The following is a 15,598-nucleotide window of genomic DNA, read 5'->3' as shown; positions in this document are numbered from 1 at the left end:
ATTATATCACTTTAGAGACCGGCCTCTCTAACTCCATTATCAAAAAATGACTGCCCACTTTCGTGTTCAGTCATTTGAATCTCTTTGTGATTATTTTTCTAAAGGTTTACGAAGGTAACCATAAACTACACCACTAACAAGTGCTCCAATCAAGACAAAGACAAGGTAAAGAAGGGCATTTGTTGTAAGGGCGATAACGAAGATTCCTCCGTGAGGTGCCATCAGTTTGATACCTGCAAGACCAACAAGTCCACCTGCCACTGCTGAACCAAGGATAAAGCTTGGGATAGCACGAGCTGGGTCAGCCGCACCAAATGGAATCGCTCCTTCAGTGATGAATGACAAGCCCATAACGATGTTCGTCAAACCTGAGTTGCGTTCTTCTTTAGTAAATTTATCTTTGAAAAGAAGTGTTGCAACGAAGATCGCAAGTGGTGGAACCATTCCTCCAGCCATAACTGCTGCCATGGCTACTGAACCACCTGTTGACACTGTTGCTGCAAGAGTACCAGTACCAAAGACATAAGCTGCTTTATTGACAGGTCCACCCATATCGACAGCCATCATTCCTCCAAGAACGATACCAAGAAGGACAGCTGAACCGCCTCCAAGACCGCCAAGGAAGTCGTTCATAGCAGTGTTGATTGCTGCCATTGGGATGTTAACAGCAAGCATGACAAATCCTGTCAAGACTGTTCCAAGAAGTGGCAAGAGAAGGATTGATTTAGCACCTTCAAGTGAACGTGGAACCTTCACGTATTTCTTAACCAAGAGTACCAAGGCACCAGCGATAAATCCACCAACAAGGGCTCCTAGGAAACCTGATGATACACCTGCAAGAGCTGAAGTTGCTTCACCACCTTGAGCATAAGGGATTTTACCAAAGGCAAAACCTTCTTTGGCAATAGCTCCAGCTACGAAACCTGCTACCAAACCTGGTTTTTCAGCGATTGAGTAAGCAACATATCCTGCAAATACTGGAAGCATCAAACCAAAGGCTGCGCCACCGATTTTCATGAACATAGAAGCGAGTTCATGGTAAGAACCAAGATTTCCAAGGTTTTCATTTGGCACACCCATAGCACCATCAATCAAGAAGGCAAGGGCAATCATGATACCACCACCGATAACGAATGGCAACATTTGTGATACACCACTCATCAAGTGTTTGTAGAAAGCACCACCGACACTTTGTTTTTCGTTAGATGCTGTTAAAGCTTGCGCTCCATTAGCAGCACGATATACTTCAGCATTACCAGAAAGAGCCAGGTTGATCAACTCTTCTGTCTTACGAATACCATCTGCAACTGGACGATTTACCAATGGTTTGCCATCGAAACGATCCATTTCAACTGCCTTATCTGCAGCGATGATAACAGCTTTAGCCTTACGAATATCTTCTGCTGTCAATTTGTTGCCAACACCGCTAGCACCATTGGTTTCAACCTTGATACCGACACCCATTTCCGCGGCCACTTTTTGAAGAGCTTCTTGTGCCATGTATGTGTGGGCAATTCCTGTTGTACAAGCTGTAACTGCTACGATGAAGTCATCAGAGTCATTTGCAGGAACTTGTACTGGTTCTTGAGCTTTTTCTGAAGCTTGGTTAAAGAGTTCAATAACTTGATCAGCTGATGTTACTTGACGAAGTTTGTCAGCAAAGCCGTCTTTCATCAAGTATTGAGACAATTCTGCCAAGGCAGCCAAGTGAGTATCATTGGCACCTTCTGGAGCCGCAATCATAAAGAAGAGGTCAGTTGGTTGTCCATCTAAACTTTCGTAGTCAACACCCTTGTTTGACTTAGCAAAGAGAACAGTCGCTTCTTTGACAGCAGCGTTTTTGCTGTGTGGCATTGCAATACCATCACCCAAACCTGTAGAAGTCAAAGCTTCACGCGCTAAGATTCCTTCTTTAAAAGTTTCAAAATCTGACACATATCCGTGCTCTACCAAGCTATGAATCATTTCTTCGATAGCTGCTGTTTTTTCAGTTGCTTGCAAATCAAGCAACATAACATCTTTTCTCAATAAATCCTGAATTTTCATCTTTTTTCTACCTCAACTTTTTCATAAGTTTCTTTAATAAATGCTGCAGTTGCTAAATCATCTGAGAAGGTGGTTGCTGTTCCGCATGCCACTCCCCACTTGAAGGCTTCTACTGCGTCTCTTGATTTGACAAACTCACCAGTAAATCCAGCAACCATCGAGTCACCAGCACCAACTGAGTTTTTCACTGTTCCCTTGATTGGTTTAGCAAAGTAGGCTCCCTCTGATGTTACCAAAAGGGCACCGTCACCAGCCATAGAGATGATAACGTTTTGAGCACCTTTAGCCAGCAACTCTCGAGCGTATTTTTCACTCTCATCTAAGCTTTCGAATTTCACTCCAAAGATTGCTCCAAGTTCATGATTGTTTGGTTTGACCAAAAGTGGTTGATAATCCAAACTATCAATCAAGGTCTGACCTTCAAAGTCACAGACCACTTGAGCACCCGTCTGACGGGTCAAGGCAATCAAATCCTTATAGATAACATTGCCTAAGTTTTTAGCACTCGAACCCGCAAATACAACTGTGTCTTCTGCTGTTAGACTTGAAAGAATAGCTTTTAACTCTTCCAATTGCTCAGGTTCAACTGTAGGACCAGTTCCGTTGATTTCTGTTTCTTGGTCTGCTTTAATCTTGACGTTGATCCGCGTATCTTCTGCCACTTGGACAAATCGAGTTTCAATTTGCTCTTCAGCTAAAGTATCTGTGATAAATTTACCAGTAAAACCTCCGATAAAGCCTGTCGCTGTATTTGGAATATCCAAGCGTTTCAAGACACGGCTAACATTGATTCCCTTACCACCAGCAAACTTATCATCACTATCCATACGATTAACACTACCAACTTCCACTTTATCCAGACGGACAATATAGTCAATAGATGGATTTAGCGTGACTGTATAAATCATACTTCGATAACCTCCGTTTTTTCTTTGATAGCTGGCAAGAGTTCGTGACCCTTGCTTGTAATGACAATAGCTCTTTTTATAGGCGCAACCTTAGCGAAACAAGACTGACCAATCTTAGATGAATCCGCCAAAACATAAGTTTGTTTGGCATTTTCTAAGATAGCTCGCTTAACAGCTCCCTCCTCCATATCTGGAGTTGTATAATAACCTTCATCCACACCGTTCATTCCAATAAAGGCACGATCAAAGTGCAGTTGGTTAATCTGGTTAAGCGCTACTCCTCCAATACTGGCATCTGTTGTCATCTTGACTCCACCACCGATAATGACTGTTGGGATTTGCTTATCCACTAATTGAACCGCATGGTGAATGGAGTTGGTTACTACAGTAATGTCTTTTCGCTCCAATTCCTTAATGAGAAAGGCTGTTGTACTTCCTGCATCCACAAAGATAACATCTTTTTCTTTGATGAGGGAAGCTGCCTTTTGCGCAATCAATTTTTTCTCTTGAAGGTTTTTGACAGATTTTTCTTGAATGGTTTCTTCTTCTTGCAAGGAGTGAGGCAACTCTGCTCCTCCATGAACTCGGCGAAGTTTATTTTCAGACTCCAATTCATCTAAATCACGTCTAACTGTTGATTCTGAAGTATCTAGCAAGCCTACTAATTTCTCTAAAGTTACGACTTTATGTTTACTCAGCTCCTCTAAAATCAACTTTTTTCTCTCAGTTTTTAGCACTTACTCACCTCCTGTTAACGATTACAATAATCATTCTAACACAAAAAAAATCAAAGTCAAGCACTTTTTGTCATTTTCTTTCATTTTCTATCATTTTGCCAATTGTTTGAATTTTATTTGCAAGATACTTGCCTTTATGATAAACTATTTTAGTAAGTATTGGAAGATTACTCAAGAGGCTTAAGAGGCCGTGTTGGAAACGCGGTAGGCGTGTGAAAGCGTGCGTGGGTTCGAATCCCATGTCTTCCGTAGCTATAGTGTGGCTGCATCTTGATGCAGCTTTTTATAATGGATTTTCGTCTAAGATGAGAATTCCAAAAAATCACCCAAGATTCAACTCTTGGGTGATTTTTTTCTTCAATTTTAATCATCAAAATGATATTTTTTCTACTTCATCTCAGATGCTCTTAAAAAATATCAAATAGCAATTTCACATTGAGAACAGTTAAGATAATGGAAACAATATAACCAAGGATGGTATTCCATTTAGCATTGGTAAATTCGCCCATCAGTGATTTCTTAGAAGTTAGATAAATCAAAGGGAAGATTGAAAATGGAAGAGCGATTGAAAGAAAGACCTGTGAATAAACCAATAACTGATCCAAGGTTTTTTCTTGATGACCAAACAGAACCGCTACTATCATAACAGGCAGTAAGGCAAAGAGACGAGTCGCCAAACGAATGAACCACTGAGGCAATCGCATATGCAAGAAACCTTCCATAACGATTTGTCCTGTCAAGGTACCTGTGATAGTCGAATTCTGACCACTGGCTAATAGGGCCAAGGCAAACAAGGTTGATAAGGTTGAGCTAGCTATAGCTCCCGCAATGGTAGAATCCTGCAGGGCGTTATACATTTGAGAAAAGGCAGAAATCTCAGATGCATGTCCGAAAAAGAGGGCCGCACCTAAGATTAAAAGAAGGGAGTTAACGATAAAGGCCAAGGACAGTTGAAGATTTGAATCCCAGGTCATAAAGCGCACGGCTTTTCGAACATCATTCTTGTCCTTGTGATTGATTTTCCGAGTTTGAGACAAGGAAGAATGCAAATAGAGGTTATGGGGCATCACTGTCGCACCCACGATACCTAACGCCAAGGTTAATTGACTTTCATGCCCTGGCAAAGGACTTTCAAATAAGGTTGCATTCGGTAGATAACCCTCAACGATTCCTTGGAAGCTTGGATGTGACAAAGCTACCAGATAAGTAAAGATTGCTAAAATCGTTAAAATCAGTGTTGTCACAATAGCTTCAATCTTCTTAAAGCCAAATTTCATCAAAAGCAATAAGAGAAAGACATCTAGAACCGTCAAAAGGATGGCTATCATAATCGGAATCTTAAAGAGAAGATTGAGAGCAATCGCTGAACCTAGAACTTCTGCCAGATCTGTCGCCATCAAGGCTAATTCTAAAATCACCCATAGACTATAACGAAGCCATTTAGGTGAATGATGAGCCGTTGCTTGAGCCAGGTCCATCTGGGTTACAATACCAAGCTTTCCTGCCATCTGCTGAAGTTGCATGGCAATGAGAGATGAAATCAAGATAACAAACAAGAGACTATACTTATAGGAAGCACCACCGACTACACTGGTAATCCAGTTTCCTGGATCCATATAACCAACTGCGACAAGAGCACCCGGACCTAAAAAGGCCTTTAAATTTTGCCAGAAATGATTGTTATTTGGAGTATCGATAGATTGATTAATCTCAGAGAGTGACACTTTTTTATGAGAAGACATAGATACTTACCTCTTTCTAAACCTACTTTTTCATTATTTTCTATTAGAGAAAAATAAGATTGACTTTAAACTATTAAAACAATGAAAACTATATGAAAAACATTTAGTTTTTTCATTATTTTTCTTAAGGCACCTTAATTATAAAAAATATGATAAAAACTTAAGAAAATTCAACAAAATTTTAGGGAAAGTCAGAATAAGTCTACTCATTAACGATAATGATAAATCTATTGATAAACTTTGACATTTAATGGTGAACTGTAACTATTATTTCTAACTCGATTTCTCTATAAAAGAGGAAAAACCAGCGTCTTTTGACGCTGGATAAAAGCTACTTAGATCATTTAACAAGAAACTAAATTGCTTCTGTAACGAAGCTACGGCTTTCAAGTACCTTAAGCATAGCATCCGCTGTATCCAAAGCTGTAAAGAGAGGAACTCCGTGTTCAATAGCTGAACGGCGGATTTGTTCACCATCTTCATCAGCAGTTCGCTTAGTACCAACTGTGTTGATGATAGCTTGGATTTTCCCTTTACGAACATAGCTTGGGATATCATGTTCATCATCACCAATCTTACCAACGAGTTGAGCCTTCAAGCCATGACTTTCAAAGAAGGATGCTGTTCCTTGAGTCGCAAGGATACCATAACCAATATTTTGGAAACGACGAGCCAAATCCAAAGCTTCTTCCTTGGCATCATCAGCGATAGTAAAGACAACATTCCCAAAGGTTGGCAAGTGAAGATAAGAAGCTTCAAAAGCCTTGTATAGTGCTTTTTCTAGAGTCGTATCAGAACCCATAACTTCCCCTGTTGACTTCATTTCAGGACCGAGGAGGCTGTCTACCTTAGCAAGCTTGGTAAAGGAGAAGACTGGTGCCTTAATATGAACACGACTACTTTCTGGGTAAAGCCCATCTTGATAACCAAGTTCTTCAAGACTTTGACCAAGAATGAGCTTGGTTGCTACCTGAGCCATAGGGATATTGGTTACTTTTGATAGGAACGGTACGGTACGACTGGCACGTGGATTCACCTCAATAACGTAAACTTTCTCATCCTTGATGACAAACTGAATGTTCATCATACCAAGACAGTTAAGGCCGATTGCTAGACGTTTTGTGTAGTCTGCGATTGTTTCTTGAACCTTTTGAGACAAGGTTTGTGGAGGGTAAACAGCCATGGAGTCACCTGAGTGGACACCGGCACGTTCGATATGTTCCATGATACCTGGGATGAGGACATTTTGTCCATCTGAGATAGCATCTACTTCACATTCTTGTCCAACGATATAAGAGTCTACAAGAACTGGATGATCTGGACTTGCCTTAACGGCTGTGCGCATGTAAGAACGGAGATCTTCTTCGTTTTCTACAATTTCCATAGCACGTCCACCCAAGACATAAGAAGGACGAACAAGGACTGGGAAACCAATCTTGCGGGCTGCAAGTACTGCTTCTTCTTCGTTTGTTGCAGTCTGTCCAGGAGGCTGTGGAATATCCAAGTCTTTGAGGGCTTGTTCGAAGAGGTCACGGTCTTCGGCACGGTCTAGGTCAGCAACCTGCGTACCAAGGATAGTCACACCTGCCTTAGCCAATGGCTCAGCAAGGTTGATAGCTGTTTGACCACCAAATTGAACGATAACACCTTTTGGTTGCTCCAAATCGATGACATTCATGACATCTTCAAATGTCAATGGTTCAAAGTAAAGTTTATCTGATACAGAGAAGTCTGTTGAAACTGTCTCTGGGTTTGAGTTCATAATGATGGCTTCGTAGCCAGCAGCTTGAATCGCCTTAACAGAGTGAACTGTTGCGTAGTCAAACTCAACCCCTTGACCAATACGGATTGGACCAGAACCTAGGACCAGTACAGATTCCTTTTCAGACTTGATGGATTCGTTTTCCCAACCATAGGTTGAATAGAAGTATGGAGTTTCTGATTCAAACTCTGCCGCACAAGTATCAACCATCTTGTAAACTGGAACAATCTTGTTTTCCAAACGAAGTTGGCGAACTTGATCAGCTGTAGTATTCCAGAGTTCAGCAATCTTACGGTCTGAAAATCCATTCAATTTTGCAGTTTTCAAAACTTCAAGATCTTGTGGATGTGAACCCAATTCTTGCTCAATTTCAAAGATATGCAAGAGTTTATCCAGATAAAAGATATCGATTTTTGTAAGCTCAGCAATTTCTTCTGGTGTGTAACCACGGCGAATGGCTTCTGATACATAGAAGAGACGGTCATCCTGTGCTTTGACAACTTTTTCAATCAAGGCATCATCTGAAACATCTGCAAGTTCAGGCATTTCATTGTGATGCACCCCAATTTCAAGTGAACGACAAGCTTTAAGAAGTGACTCTTCGATGTTACGACCGATAGCCATAACTTCTCCAGTCGCCTTCATCTGAGTCCCCAGGCGGCGCTCACCCTTTTCAAACTTGTCAAATGGGAAACGTGGAATCTTGGCAACGACGTAGTCGAGGGCTGGCTCAAACATAGCATAGGTTGAACCTGTAACTGGGTTGATAACCTCATCCAAGGTCAAACCGACGGCAATCTTAGCGGCCAATTTGGCAATCGGATAACCTGTCGCCTTAGATGCAAGGGCTGAAGAACGTGATACACGAGGGTTTACTTCGATGACATAGTACTTGAAGCTGTGGGGATCAAGCGCAAGCTGAACGTTACATCCGCCTTCAATCTTGAGAGCGCGGATAATGCTCAAGCTCGCATCACGAAGCATTTGGTTTTCATAGTCTGACATGGTTTGCGCAGGGGCAAATACGATAGAATCCCCTGTGTGAATCCCAACTGGGTCAAAGTTTTCCATGTTACAAACAACCAAGGCATTGTCAGCTGAGTCTCGCATGACTTCGTATTCGATTTCCTTGAAGCCAGCAATGGAACGTTCAATCAAACACTGGGTAACAGGTGACAACTTCAAACCATTTTCAGCAATTTCACGCAATTCTTCCTCATTGGCACACATACCACCACCAGTACCACCTAGAGTAAAGGCTGGGCGGACGATAACTGGGTAGCCAATAGTTGCTGCAAAGGCAACTGCTTCCTCTACTGTGTTGACAATTTTTGATTCTGGAATTGGTTGCTTGAGTTCTTCCATCAATTGTTTAAAGAGATCGCGGTCTTCAGCTTGGTCGATGGCAGACAGTTTAGTCCCGAGAAGTTCTACTCCAAGCTCATCCAAGATACCATTTTTTGACAATTCCATGGCCATATTAAGCCCTGTTTGCCCTCCAAGAGTTGGAAGCAAGGCATCTGGACGTTCCTTACGGAGAATACGAGTCACAAACTCAAGTGTAATTGGTTCGATATAGACCTTGTCTGCAATCTCTTTATCTGTCATGATGGTTGCAGGATTTGAGTTAACCAAGACAACCTCATACCCCTCTTCTTTCAAAGACAAGCAGGCCTGGGTTCCAGCATAGTCAAACTCAGCAGCCTGACCAATAATAATCGGACCAGAACCAATCACCATAATTTTTTGAATATCAGTACGTTTAGGCATTTACAAGATATTAAGGGCGTCAAGCGGACAAAGCTAAAATAGGAGTTATGACGAAGAACCGTCAGTTCTAGGAATAACTATCTTTTTAGCACCGTCCGTAGCCCGTATTCAATTCAGCAAATACGGAACACCCTTCTCCTTTCTATTCGGCAACTCTCTGGTTGCCATTAAATAAATTCTCCGACGATTTTTTAGGAAACGATGCTTTACTATAAAAAATCTCATACGGGAAGTTGTTAGTTTTAACGATTGCTTGCTTTAAAAGCTTCCATCATTTCGATAAACTCGTCAAAAAGATAGCTTGCATCATGTGGGCCTGGTGCAGCATCTGGGTGGAATTGCACAGAGAAACCTGGTTGGTATCTGTGACGTACACCTTCAACTGACTTGTCATTGATTTCTTCATGAGTAATCATCAAATGGTCTGGAAAATCTTCACGACTCACTGCATATCCATGGTTTTGACTAGTGAAATCCACGCGCCCTGTTGCAATTTCGCGTACAGCATGGTTAAATCCACGGTGACCAAATTTCATCTTATAGGTCTTGGCACCATTTGCCATTGCAAAGAGCTGGTGCCCCATACAAATACCAAAGATTGGAATTTTCCCGAGAATACCACGAATCATATCGAGTGCTTCTGGAACATCTTCTGGATTTCCCGGTCCATTTGACAACATAACTCCGTCTGGATTCAAGTGAAGGATTTCCTCAGCAGTTGTTGTATAAGGAACCACCGTTACATTACAATCTCTCTTAGACAACTCTCTTAAGATTGAATGCTTGAGACCAAAGTCTACAAGTACCACGCTTAAACCTACTCCTGGAGCTGGGTAAGCAGTTTTTGTAGAAACCTGTTTGATATTATCTATTGGTAAAACAGTTGCTTGAAGCTGATCTGTGATGTGATCGATACTATCTCCCACATGTGTCAGAGTCGCTCTCATAGTTCCATGTTTGCGAATGATTTTTGTCAAAGCCCGTGTATCAATACCTGAAATACCAGGGATTTTCTTAGATTTCAAAAATTCATCCAGCGTCATCTGGTTGCGCCAGTTGCTGGCTCTACGAGCTTCTTCAAATACCACTACACCTTTACAGGTTGGACTGATAGACTCGTAGTCATCACGGTTAATTCCATAATTTCCAACCAAGGGATAGGTAAAAGTTAGAATTTGCCCATTATAAGACTGATCCGTAATGGATTCTTGATAACCGGTCATCCCAGTATTAAAGACGATTTCACCAGTTACATCAATATCAGCCCCAAAGGCTTTTCCTTCAAAAATTGTTCCATCTTCTAAAACTAGAAGTCGTTTAGTCATAAATTCACCTCTCGTGGATGCTCTCAGGCATCTTTTAACGTTTTGTGTCTTATTTTGCGTTTCTGTAAGTCAATACAGATTCTAAAATTGCCATTCTGACAAAGACACCATTGGTCATTTGTTGAACAATACGTGATTTTGGTGCTTCGACCAAGTGATCAGCAATTTCAACATCGCGATTTACAGGAGCAGGATGCATCAGAATAGCTTTATCTTTCAAGCGATTATAACGTTCTTGAGTCAAACCATGCTGGGCATGATAGCCCTCTTTTGAAAAGACTGTTCCACTTTCATGACGCTCATGCTGAACACGAAGAAACATCATCACATCAACTTGGTTAATGATTTCATCAATGCTTACAAACTGTCCATAGTCTGCAAACTCTTGACTTCTCCATTCCTCAGGACCAGCAAAGTAGAGTTCTGCTCCTAAGCGCTTTAAGATTTGCATATTGGATTTAGCCACACGCGAATGGTCAAGGTCACCAGCAATGGCTACCTTGAGTCCTTCGAAGTGTCCAAATTCTTCATAAATCGTCATTAAATCAAGCAAGCTTTGGCTTGGGTGTTGACCCGAACCATCCCCACCATTGATAATCGAAGTCGTAATCGTCGGACTATCAATCAACTCTCTGTAGTAATCTACCTCGGGATGTCTGATGACACAGGCATCTACTCCCAAGGCTGACAAGGTCAAAATTGTATCGTAGAGTGTTTCACCCTTGTTGACTGAACTTGTTTTTACATCGAAGTCCAGTAGCTGAAGGCCCAGTTTAATCTCTGCTACTTCAAAAGATTTGTGGGTACGAGTCGAACTCTCAAAGAAGAGATTAGAGACGATGTGTTGGTCTTCATAAGAAGCCTTTGCTCCATTTTTAAACTCAATTCCTCGTTTAATCAATTTCATGACTTGTTCTACAGTAAGGTCTTCCATTGAGACTACATGTTGAATGGCTTGTTGATTTTCTGACATGGCTAACTCCTTTTAGCTATCTAGGCTTCTTCGGTAATAAGAACACGATCTTGTCCATCTAGTTCGGTCATCTCTACGATGATTTCTTCTGAACGACTGGTTGGGATATTTTTCCCTACATAGTCTGGACGAATCGGTAATTCTCTATGCCCGCGGTCAACTAGAACAGCTAAACTCACACGAGAAGGACGACCATGGCTTACGATGTTGTCAATGGCTGCTCGGATGGTCCGACCTGTGTAAAGCACATCGTCCACCAAGATGACCTCACGTTCTGTCACATCAACAGAGATTATAGAAGTATCTTCACCGCTTTTGACATCGTCACGGAATGGTTTGGTATCTAACTCAACGACTGGCACTGAGATAGATTCCAACTGTTCCAATCGCTCTTGGATACGGTAGGCAATGAAGACACCGCGTGTTTTTATCCCAGCCAGTACAATCTTGTTCAAATCTTTATTTCGCTCGATAATCTCATAGGTAATTCGAGTAATCGCTCGCTTGACGGTTAATTCGTCTACAACTTCTTTTGTCTTCATGACAAACCTCCAAAAAGAAAAGTCTCCTTAAACAAGGAGACTTCAGAATGTATAGTTAAGCTAGCTCTACCAAAACAGCAGAGACTCCACCCTTCTACTTGATCCAGCTCCTTGCCTGCCTCACGGGACAGGATTAAAGGAATATTTGATTGGTACTACTATAACACAAACCAGGAATCGATGCAAGAAAAAACACAAGAAATCAATTTTATAACGAACTAAAATCGTACAACTGTGGATAGTGATCACATTCTGGATTTTTCGGATGACAGATAGCACGACCAAAGTAAATCATAGCCTGATGGGCTGCCAACCATTCTTCTGGTGGCAAGACATCCATAACACGTTTTTCGACCTCAAGGGGTGTAGCTGATTTTTTAACAATATCGTGGTGTTTACAGATTCGCTCTACGTGAGTATCTACTGCAAAAGCTGGAATACCGAATCCCACGCTCAAAACTACGTTAGCTGTTTTTCGGCCAACTCCTGCCAAACTCTCTAATTCTTCCCTAGTCTGAGGGACTTGACCGTCAAAATCATCCAGGAGTTGTTGGGCACATTTTTTAAGGAATTTAGCCTTATTTCGATACAATCCCAGGCGAGAAATGTGTGAAGCAATTTCACTCTCTGTCGCTACAGACATGGCTTGTGGCGTTGGAAAAGCAGCAAAGAGACCTGGTGTGGCCTTATTTACCGCTGCATCTGTTGTCTGAGCAGACAGCATTACAGCAACCAGAAGTTCAAAATGATTGCGAAAGTCTAGACTCGGTTTTGCATCTGGAAAAAGAGCGATGATTTCCTCAATGACATGACGGGCACGTTTCTTGGATAAAACCATCTATTCGTCTCCGTCAAACAGTCCTTGTAAACCTGCAAAAGGACTATTTTCTTCTTTCTTGACTGCTTGTTGCGCTTGGTACTCTTCCTCAGTCATGATTTGCCAGTCATTTCCAGAAACAAATCCTTGACCAGCTTCTTCTTCTGCCGTTAAGACTTTAATTGGAATGTTTAGCAAGATATTATCCGAAACACTTTCAGCTAGGTCGATTTCCCCATTTTCAATAGGTAAGACCAAATCATCATCTAAAACTTCCTGGTCTAGTTGATTAGTCGCCCCCTCCATAAAGACTTCTGTCACTGGATATGATTCTTGCAATTCTACCGGTTCCATGCTACGGCTAGATTCTAAGACGATTGTGTAAGACAACTGATAATCTAGGAAAAACATACGGTCTTCGTACTGAACTTTTCCAATAACAACAATATCTTTTACATCTAAAATTTCTTGATTACGGGCACGCAAGTCAGCTGCTAAGTCTAAAGTCTGCTCAAAGTGCAAGCCTTCAGGCTGCTTACGGATTTCTTGAATATTTAATTTCATACTTCCTCCATAAAGATTTACTCACTTGATTATACCATGAAAGAACCGCAAGCAAGGCAACTAAACTTTCAAAAAATCATTCTCTATTTTTTGATATATTTATTATGACAATTTTATTTTTTGTGCTATACTATAGACATCAATACATGGGCAAAGGAGGACGCTCATATGGAAGATAAAGAACTAATCTTAGAAGCTTATCAACTCATTTCCGAGTTAAACAAAGCTTACCAGACTTGCAAACAAGGATTGCCTGATGATCTGCGCTTGCAGCAAAATATCGACGAGCTACTCAATCAACTTAAAAAGACAGAGAAACTAGATAACTCTATCTTAATTGACCTTGAGATATTTTACCAACGTACTAGTCTCTTGATTGGACTTGGCACACTTAAACTGAATGAAGAAGCTCGCACTGCTTGGCGAAACTATGACAAGTTCCACTACGATCAAGTTAAGCACGTTTTGACACTCTATGGACCTGTTTTTGGTTTTTAAAAATAGAGGATTTTCTGGCTTAATCTTGACAAAGTTTCTCAAAAAGAGTATGATGATTGCAACAATACTCGGAGGTAAGGGAGACATGAACAACTAAGTCTATCAAATAAAGAAACTTTATTTAGTAGATCTTGTTTTTGTCTCTTTTTGTGTGCTCTTTTATGCTCTTTTTCTGGCATTTTATACTCAATGAAAATCAAAGAGCAAACTAGGAAGCTAGCCGCAAGCTGTACTTGAGTACGGTAAGGCGACGCTGACGTGGTTTGAATTTGATTTTCGAAGAGTATTAATAGAGTTTTTTTGACATAGACATTGGCTCTACTAGGTAAAGTAGAGCTTTTTGTTATGCAATGTGGACATTCTAGAAAGGGCAATAATATGATAAAAATCAATCATCTGACCATCACACAAAACAAAGATTTACGAGACCTTATTTCCAATTTAAACATTACCATCCAAGACGGGGAAAAGGTTGCTATTATTGGTGAAGAAGGAAATGGAAAATCAACCTTACTTCGAACTTTAATGGGGGAAAGATTAGCAGATTTCACTATCAGGGGAGAAATCCAGTCTGACCTTCAGTACCTGGCTTACATTCCCCAACATCTCCCTGAAAAACTGAAGAAAAAATCTCTACAAGACTACTTCTTTTTAGAGTCTGCTGATTTGGACTTCAGCATTCTCTATCGTTTGGCTGAGGAATTGCACTTTGATAGCAATCGTTTTGCTAGTGACCAAGAGATTGGTAGCCTCTCGGGTGGCGAAGCTTTGAAAATTCAGCTCATCCATGAATTAGCTAAACCCTTTGACATTCTATTTTTAGATGAACCTTCAAATGACCTAGATCTTGAGACGATTGATTGGCTAAAAAGTCAGATTCAGAAGATGAGGCAAACCGTTATTTTCATTTCTCATGATGAAGACTTCCTCTCTCAAACGGCAGACACCATTATCCACTTGCGACTAGTCAAACATCGAAAGGAAGCTGAAACCCTAGTCGAGCACTTAGACTATGATCGCTATAGTGCCCAAAGGAAGGCTAACTTTGCCAGACAAAGCCAGCAAGCTGCCAACGACCAAAGAGCCTATAGCAAAACTATGGAAAAACATCGCAGAGTCAAGCAAAATGTCGAAACTGCCTTGAGAAATACTAAAAATGATGTTGCTGGTCGCCTATTAGCTAAAAAGATGAAAAATGTTCTTTCTCAAGAAAAACGCTACGAAAAAGCAGCTCAGTCCATGACCCAAAAGCCACTTGAAGAGGAACAAATCCAACTTTTCTTTTCAGATATAGAGCCATTAGCAGCTTCTAAAGTCTTAGTTCGACTGGAAAAGGAAAGTTTGTCCATTGGTGAGCGTGTTTTGGCTCAAAAACTCCAACTAACTGTTTGGGGGCAAGATAAAATCGGCATCATCGGTCCCAATGGAGTTGGCAAATCCACACTTTTAGCAAAGATACATCAACTACTAAGTGACAAAAGTGAGATTTCACTTGGATTTATGACACAAAATTACCAAGAAACATTGCAATTGGATCTATCTCCAGTAGAATTTCTCAGCCAAACTGGACATAAAGAGGAATTACAGAAAATCCAATCTCACTTAGCCAGTCTCAACTTCAGCTATCCAGAGATGCACCACCAAATCCACTCCTTATCTGGAGGTCAACAAGGAAAACTCCTTCTTTTGAATTTAGTTCTGCGGAAACCAAACTTTCTCCTTCTGGATGAACCCACACGAAACTTTTCTCCAACTTCTCAACCCGAAATCAGAAAACTCTTTGCCAATTATCCTGGTGGTCTGGTTACTGTTTCACATGACAGGCGTTTTTTAAAAGAAGTCTGTAGAAGTATCTATCGTTTAAGCGAAAATGGGTTAGAAGTCATTGATTTACAAGATTTATAAATGTAAAAA

At 40.9% G+C, this 15,598-nt stretch carries 12 protein-coding genes and 1 tRNA gene; 3 read left to right on the top strand and 10 right to left on the bottom strand.

All coding sequences use genetic code 11. The features are described 5' to 3' along the window. Nucleotides 1-90 precede the first annotated feature (90 nt). Genes QEZ38_RS03725 through QEZ38_RS03715 form a run of 3 tightly spaced genes read right to left on the bottom strand, consistent with a single transcriptional unit; the run spans nt 91 to nt 3,691 of the window. A complete protein-coding gene (locus QEZ38_RS03725) occupies nt 91-2,046 on the bottom strand; it encodes a PTS fructose transporter subunit IIABC (RefSeq protein WP_281335087.1) in 1,956 nt (651 codons plus the stop codon). Continuing rightward, a complete protein-coding gene (gene pfkB / locus QEZ38_RS03720; RefSeq protein ID WP_281335086.1) occupies nt 2,043-2,954 on the bottom strand; it encodes a 1-phosphofructokinase in 912 nt (303 codons plus the stop codon). The genes QEZ38_RS03725 and pfkB overlap by 4 nt, the downstream gene beginning before the upstream one ends. After that, nucleotides 2,951-3,691 (bottom strand): DeoR/GlpR family DNA-binding transcription regulator, encoded by a 741-nt coding sequence (locus QEZ38_RS03715; RefSeq protein WP_049530862.1) that lies wholly within the window; start codon nt 3,689-3,691, stop codon nt 2,951-2,953. The genes pfkB and QEZ38_RS03715 overlap by 4 nt, the downstream gene beginning before the upstream one ends. 161 nt (nt 3,692-3,852) lie before the next feature. On the opposite strand from QEZ38_RS03715, the gene QEZ38_RS03710 reads away from it, so the two are divergent. Beyond that, nucleotides 3,853-3,940: transfer RNA gene (locus tag QEZ38_RS03710), tRNA-Ser, on the top strand. 158 nt (nt 3,941-4,098) lie between these two features. Here the strand turns inward: QEZ38_RS03710 and QEZ38_RS03705 are convergent. The 7 genes from QEZ38_RS03705 to QEZ38_RS03675 form a co-directional block, all read right to left on the bottom strand. After that, entirely contained in the window at nt 4,099-5,433 is a 1,335-nt protein-coding gene (locus QEZ38_RS03705; protein WP_049530065.1) for an Nramp family divalent metal transporter, read from the bottom strand. 355 nt (nt 5,434-5,788) lie between these two features. Next, complete coding sequence (gene carB / locus QEZ38_RS03700; protein WP_281335085.1) at nt 5,789-8,965, bottom strand: carbamoyl-phosphate synthase large subunit; 3,177 nt, start codon at nt 8,963-8,965, stop codon at nt 5,789-5,791. Between the two features lie 242 nt (nt 8,966-9,207). Then, nucleotides 9,208-10,290, bottom strand: a complete 1,083-nt coding sequence (locus tag QEZ38_RS03695) for a carbamoyl phosphate synthase small subunit (RefSeq protein ID WP_281335084.1) — start codon at nt 10,288-10,290, stop codon at nt 9,208-9,210. A 49-nt stretch (nt 10,291-10,339) separates the two neighbouring features. Continuing rightward, a complete protein-coding gene (locus tag QEZ38_RS03690; RefSeq protein ID WP_281335083.1) occupies nt 10,340-11,263 on the bottom strand; it encodes an aspartate carbamoyltransferase catalytic subunit in 924 nt (307 codons plus the stop codon). A 20-nt stretch (nt 11,264-11,283) separates the two neighbouring features. Further along, on the bottom strand, nt 11,284-11,805 hold the full coding sequence (pyrR, locus tag QEZ38_RS03685; RefSeq protein WP_281335082.1) for a bifunctional pyr operon transcriptional regulator/uracil phosphoribosyltransferase PyrR: 522 nt from the start codon (nt 11,803-11,805) through the stop codon (nt 11,284-11,286). A gap of 208 nt (nt 11,806-12,013) precedes the next feature. Continuing rightward, complete coding sequence (gene nth / locus QEZ38_RS03680) at nt 12,014-12,643, bottom strand: endonuclease III (RefSeq protein ID WP_281335081.1); 630 nt, start codon at nt 12,641-12,643, stop codon at nt 12,014-12,016. Beyond that, entirely contained in the window at nt 12,644-13,186 is a 543-nt protein-coding gene (locus tag QEZ38_RS03675; protein WP_281335080.1) for a YceD family protein, read from the bottom strand. A gap of 168 nt (nt 13,187-13,354) precedes the next feature. Between QEZ38_RS03675 and QEZ38_RS03670 the strand changes: the two genes are divergently transcribed. Both QEZ38_RS03670 and QEZ38_RS03665 read left to right on the top strand, forming a co-directional pair. Then, the gene (locus QEZ38_RS03670) at nt 13,355-13,684 is read left to right on the top strand and encodes a helicase BlpT (protein WP_075231845.1); all 330 of its coding nucleotides are present in this window, start codon (nt 13,355-13,357) and stop codon (nt 13,682-13,684) included. Nucleotides 13,685-14,029: 345 nt separating this feature from the next. After that, nucleotides 14,030-15,589 (top strand): ATP-binding cassette domain-containing protein, encoded by a 1,560-nt coding sequence (locus tag QEZ38_RS03665; RefSeq protein ID WP_281335079.1) that lies wholly within the window; start codon nt 14,030-14,032, stop codon nt 15,587-15,589. Nucleotides 15,590-15,598 lie beyond the last annotated feature (9 nt).

The sequence above is a fragment of the Streptococcus taonis genome (assembly GCF_029948085.1).
Lineage (GTDB): Bacteria > Bacillota > Bacilli > Lactobacillales > Streptococcaceae > Streptococcus > Streptococcus taonis.
Note: the sequence above shows the minus strand (reverse complement) of the source record. Positions and strands in the feature narration are given on the sequence as shown.

Coding starts and splice junctions, on each gene's coding strand:
- QEZ38_RS03725 (WP_281335087.1), bottom strand. CDS start 2,046: ATGAAAATTCAGGATTTATTGAGAAAAGATGTTATGTTGCTTGATTTG.
- pfkB (WP_281335086.1), bottom strand. CDS start 2,954: ATGATTTATACAGTCACGCTAAATCCATCTATTGACTATATTGTCCGT.
- QEZ38_RS03705 (WP_049530065.1), bottom strand. CDS start 5,433: ATGTCTTCTCATAAAAAAGTGTCACTCTCTGAGATTAATCAATCTATC.
- carB (WP_281335085.1), bottom strand. CDS start 8,965: ATGCCTAAACGTACTGATATTCAAAAAATTATGGTGATTGGTTCTGGT.
- QEZ38_RS03695 (WP_281335084.1), bottom strand. CDS start 10,290: ATGACTAAACGACTTCTAGTTTTAGAAGATGGAACAATTTTTGAAGGA.
- QEZ38_RS03690 (WP_281335083.1), bottom strand. CDS start 11,263: ATGTCAGAAAATCAACAAGCCATTCAACATGTAGTCTCAATGGAAGAC.
- pyrR (WP_281335082.1), bottom strand. CDS start 11,805: ATGAAGACAAAAGAAGTTGTAGACGAATTAACCGTCAAGCGAGCGATT.
- nth (WP_281335081.1), bottom strand. CDS start 12,643: ATGGTTTTATCCAAGAAACGTGCCCGTCATGTCATTGAGGAAATCATC.
- QEZ38_RS03675 (WP_281335080.1), bottom strand. CDS start 13,186: ATGAAATTAAATATTCAAGAAATCCGTAAGCAGCCTGAAGGCTTGCAC.
- QEZ38_RS03670 (WP_075231845.1), top strand. CDS start 13,355: ATGGAAGATAAAGAACTAATCTTAGAAGCTTATCAACTCATTTCCGAG.
- QEZ38_RS03665 (WP_281335079.1), top strand. CDS start 14,030: ATGCAATGTGGACATTCTAGAAAGGGCAATAATATGATAAAAATCAAT.